Origin of the sequence: Saccharopolyspora sp. (assembly GCF_017434145.1) — a bacterium.
In the GTDB taxonomy this organism is placed as follows: domain Bacteria; phylum Actinomycetota; class Actinomycetes; order Mycobacteriales; family Pseudonocardiaceae; genus Saccharopolyspora_C; species Saccharopolyspora_C galaxeae.
The window spans coordinates 1-4,523 of sequence record NZ_JAFRFW010000893.1 but is presented as its reverse complement, the minus strand read 5'-3'; the positions used below and the strand labels follow the sequence as shown (position 1 = coordinate 4,523).

Here is a 4,523-nt window from a genome sequence, read left to right as displayed (position 1 = left end):
CCGTCGTCCTTGACCACCCAGGTCGGGCCGAAGCGGGACAGCGCGGCGTCGAGCTTGGCCGGGTTGTCCACGGTCTCGCTGTGCGCGGTCGGCACGCCTGCCGCGTCCATGACGTCCTTGGCGAACGCCTTGGAACCTTCGATGCGGGCGGCCTGCTTGGACGGGCCGAAGCAGGCGATGCCCGCGGCGCGTACCGCATCGGCGGCACCGGCGACCAGCGGGGTTTCCGGGCCGAACACGACCAGGTCCGCGCCCCAGCCGGTGGCCAGCTCGGTCACCGACGCCGGGTCGGCGACGTCGACGGGGTAGGACTCGGCCAGCGCGGCGATGCCGGCGTTGCCGGGGGCGCAGGCCAGGGCGGTCACCGACGGGTCGCGGGACAGCGCGAGCACGATCGCGTGCTCCCGGCCGCCCGCGCCGATCACGAGGATTCGCACGTCCGGAAGCGTAGAACCTGCCGCGGCCGGGCGGTTCAGGACCCCGGCGGCCGGTGGCCCTCGCGACACCCGGTGTCTCCCGCTCGGTCACCTGCCTGCCGACTCGCCCGCTGCGCGCGCTGGGTATGCGTCCGGTGAAGAGCCGCGGGTGCGCGGCGTCCGACACGCGCCGACGCCGACCGATCGGGCTGGGCTGAGTCGAGTGATGGGGCCGTTCGCCCCGCTGGGCCGATGACGGGACCTGCACTCCGCTCGGGTTCGCCGAGGCGGCGTTCGGGGTGGTGTGGGCGCAGGGAGGCGGGGCGCGTGCGAACCTTCCGGGCGGCCGTGTCGCCGTCCCTTCACCTGGCGGTCGGCGCGACGTCGGGCATCGGTGCCCGGTTCGTCGCTCGTGGCGGCGAAGGTCACCGTGCCCGAACCATTGGAGGTCTGATGCAGATCCGGACACGTGCCGTTGCCGTCGCGGTGATCAGCGCGGCCGCGTTGGCCACGCTCACGATCCCGGCCGGCGCTGAGCCCGCCGGCGGTCCCGGCACCGGCGAGGCCGAGGTCTTCGGCCACCGCGGCGCGTCCGGCTACCGCCCCGAGCACACGCTGGCCGCCTACGAGCTGGCCGCGCGGATGGGCGCCGACTACATCGAACCGGACCTGGTCAGCACCTCCGACGGCGTGCTGGTCTCGCGGCACGAGAACGAGATCAGCGGCACCACCGACGTCGCCGACCGCCCCGAGTTCGCCGACCGCAAGACCACGAAGGTCATCGACGGCACCGAGCTGACCGGCTGGTTCACCGAGGACTTCACCCTCGCCGAGCTCAAGACGCTGCGCGCCAAGGAACGCATCCCGCAGCTGCGCCCGAACAACACGGCCTACGACGGCCAGTTCCAGGTCCCGACGTTCCAAGAGGTCATCGACCTGTCGAAGCGGCTGTCCAAGGAACTGCACCGGGACATCGGGGTGGCACCGGAGACCAAGCACCCCAGCCACTTCCGCCGCATCGGGCTGCCGCTGGAGCCGGGCGTGGTGCGCGCGCTCGACGACAACGGGCTGAACCGGCCGGACGCGAGGGTGGTGGTGCAGTCCTTCGAGGTCGGCAACCTGCGCGAGCTGGATCGCTCGTTGCGCGTCGACCTCGTGCAGCTGATCAGCGACAGCGGCGCGCCGCAGGACTTCATCGAGGCCGGCGACCCGCGCACCTACGCGGACATGGTCGAACCCGGCGGGCTGCGGCAGATCGCCGAGTACGCCGACGTGCTCGGCCCGGACACCAAGGTCCTGCTGCCGGTCGACGAGAACGACCACCTCACGAAGCCGACGACGGTCACCGCCGACGCGCACGCCGCGGGGCTCGAAGTCGTGCCCTACACGGTGCGTGCGGAGAACGACTTCCTGCCCGCGGACCTGCGCTCCTCGGCCGACCCGGCGCAGCACGGCGACGTGTTCGGCTACTTCGGCCTGCTGCTGGACCAGGGCATCGACGGGATCTTCAGCGACTTCCCGGACCTGGCCGTGCAGGCGCGCGATGGAATCAACTGATCCGGGCACATCCGAGCGAATTTCCTCGATGTGTCCGATTTGACGCTGATTCGGCGATCAGCCCTTCCAGTTGTGCCACTTCGCGGACGAGTAAGGCACGACTTCCTTGTTGGCGTAATCGTTCTTGATCTGGTTCACGACGCCGGTTCCTTGGACTCCGTCGTAGACCGCGAGGAAGTCGCCGCCGTAGTCCTCGGTCTTGCCGTCCTTGGAGAACGTGATGTGGTAGCCCGCGTAGCCGGGAGCGGTGGTCGTCTTGCACTCGCCCGGCTTGGCGAAGTCGGTCGCGTGCGCACCGTCGTTCGTGACCGCCTTGGCATCGTAGCCGGAGCCTTCGTTGCAGACGGTGAGCTCGTTGTTCTCGCCCGCGCTCGCAACACCGGCCATGCCGGTGAACGCCAGCGCGCTCAACGCCAGACTCGCGCCCATCAAGCCGAGCACGGACGCGCGGCGACGCGGGCGGGACTGCGCATTCGTCGAATTCACAACATCTTCTCGCATGCCCCGAGCATCGCATCACGAGCGCGACGACGTACCCGGCCGGCGCACCGGCGGACGCCGTTTCAGGGAATTCCCCCGGTGCTTTCCGTCGACCTTTTCGGGTGTTCGACATTTCCGGTTTCAGGGAGATCCCGCACGAAGCCGGAATCGGGTCCGGGCCGAGCTGTACGGGGCCGGCCAGCAGTCCGCGGCGGGCCGGCACCATGCGCACACGCGCTCTCGAACCAGTACGCCTCCGCCGGGTGCGCCAGCGAACACGAATTCCTCGTCGACGGGATCTTCAGCGACTTCCCGGACCTGACCGTGCAGGCGCGCGAGGAGCGCGCCGCGGGCCGAGCCCGACCAGCGGCCCGACGGGCCAGGGCGATCAGCCGGTAGCCCTGACCCCGGTCACGCGCGGGCGGAAGAACCCGTTCGACGCAGGCACGAACAGCAGGACCAGACCGCCGAGCACGGCGACGACGTGCACCGCCCGCAGCGCCGCGAACGTCCAAGCCCACGCTCCCGAACCGTCCAGCCACGCGTCCGACCAGGCGACGCCCTGCGCAACGGCGATGATCGGTTGCCCGATCATGCTCAACGTGCCGACGCCGCCGACCAGTACCGCCACGGCGAGCCGCACCGCCCGCTCACCGCGGCGCAACCGAAGGACCAGCAACAGCACCGCGGTGTAGACGAGTACTCGCATCAGAACCTGCACCGCGAGCCCGTCCGGTGGCAGCGCTCCGAGCGCGGCGCGGGCGACCTGCACCAGGGTCTCGCCGACGCCCGCCGCAACCGCGCACACCCACAGCGATATCGACCAGCGCACCGCCCTCGGCCGTGCGCCGTCCAGTCCGTGGTTCCGCTTCATCACCGCCCCCTCCACGCTCTTGCGCCCGGAGCAGACGCTATTCCGCGGCGGACGACCCGCTCGTCCGGAATCTCCCCGAACCGCCCACCGGGATCGCCCGGATCAAGAAGCGGGGGCGCGGATCAGTGGATCCGCCAGGGGGTGCGGTCGTAGTGCTCGTAGCTACCGGTGATGTCCACCCGGGTGCCCTCCTCGTAGACCTGGAACCCGTCGCCGTCCTTCTGCTGACCGTCGTCCTTGCGGAAGGTGAACTTGTAGTCGTCGCCGGCCGCGGCCTTGATGGCGGCGCTGCACTTGCCCGGCCCGACGAAGTCGCTGGCGTTCCCGCCGGGGACGAAGACCTTCACGTCGAAACCCGATCCCTTGTTGCAAACGACCAGGTCCTTGTCCGCCGCGGCGTTGGCGACGCCGGTGGTGGCGGTGAACGCGAGCGCGCTCATCGCCAGGCTCGCGCCCAGCAGTCCCAATGCGGAGCGGCGCGGGCGCGATCGCGGGGTGGCCGAGCGGCCGGTGTTGTTGATCTCCATATCGTCATCTTGGCGGTGAATCCCTGTGCAGGGCACCGGCGTTCCGCGCCGGCGCAGAATCACGAGGGATACCCCGCACAAGTGGTCGCGGACACACCGGCGCCGAACTTCCGGTGCCTGCGGGGAATTCGCCCGTCCGGCTCCGCCGCGCCGATTCGCGGCGGACGAGTCAGGAGGCCGGAGCCGGAGCACCGGCGATCGGCCCGGCCGGCGCAGCCGCCACCTCGTTGAGCAGGCCGCGGCGGGCGAGCACCGGCCGCACGCCCTCGCCGAACCAGTACGCCTCCTCCAGGTGCGGGTAGCCGGAGAACACGAACTCCTCGACGCCGACCGCGTGGTACTCGGCCATCAGGTCCGCGACCTCCTCGTGGCTCCCGACCAGCGCGGTCCCGGCACCGCCGCGCAGCAGCCCGACGCCGGGCCACAGGCCCGGATGCACCTCCAGCTTCCGCGCGTCGCCGTGCAGCACCCCGCCGTGCAGCTCGGCCATCCGGCGCTGCGCGGTGGACTCGGTCCTGGCGAACTTCGCCTGCGAGGCCGCGACCTCGGCCGGATCCATCTGCTCCAGGAACCGCTGCGCGGTGGCCCAGGCATCCGCCGAGGTGTCGCGGGTGATCGTGTGCGCGCGCAGCCCGAACCGCAGCGTGCGGCCCTCGGCGGCGGCCAGCT

General features: G+C 71.1%; 5 protein-coding genes and 1 pseudogene. 1 reads left to right on the top strand and 5 read right to left on the bottom strand.

All coding sequences use genetic code 11. The features are described 5' to 3' along the window. Positions 1-437: pseudogene (locus IJH84_RS24145) on the bottom strand (phosphoribosylamine--glycine ligase); the annotation flags it as partial. A 432-nt stretch (positions 438-869) separates the two neighbouring features. Between IJH84_RS24145 and IJH84_RS24140 the strand changes: the two are divergent. Continuing rightward, positions 870-1,973 carry a glycerophosphodiester phosphodiesterase gene (locus tag IJH84_RS24140; RefSeq protein ID WP_295149412.1) on the top strand — a complete coding sequence of 368 codons (1,104 nt, stop codon included), beginning with the start codon at positions 870-872 and terminating at the stop codon, positions 1,971-1,973. A gap of 57 nt (positions 1,974-2,030) precedes the next feature. On the opposite strand, the gene IJH84_RS24135 is transcribed toward IJH84_RS24140, so the two are convergent. The 4 genes from IJH84_RS24135 to IJH84_RS24120 all read right to left on the bottom strand — a co-directional run. Next, a complete protein-coding gene (locus IJH84_RS24135) occupies positions 2,031-2,459 on the bottom strand; it encodes a hypothetical protein (protein ID WP_295149409.1) in 429 nt (142 codons plus the stop codon). A 382-nt stretch (positions 2,460-2,841) separates the two neighbouring features. Further along, positions 2,842-3,330, bottom strand: coding sequence for a hypothetical protein (locus IJH84_RS24130; protein ID WP_295149407.1), 489 nt, complete (start codon positions 3,328-3,330; stop codon positions 2,842-2,844). A 119-nt stretch (positions 3,331-3,449) separates the two neighbouring features. Further along, complete coding sequence (locus IJH84_RS24125; RefSeq protein WP_295149401.1) at positions 3,450-3,854, bottom strand: hypothetical protein; 405 nt, start codon at positions 3,852-3,854, stop codon at positions 3,450-3,452. Between the two features lie 169 nt (positions 3,855-4,023). Further along, positions 4,024-4,523: LLM class flavin-dependent oxidoreductase (locus IJH84_RS24120; RefSeq protein WP_295149398.1), on the bottom strand; the 500-nt coding region annotated here is incomplete at its 5' end.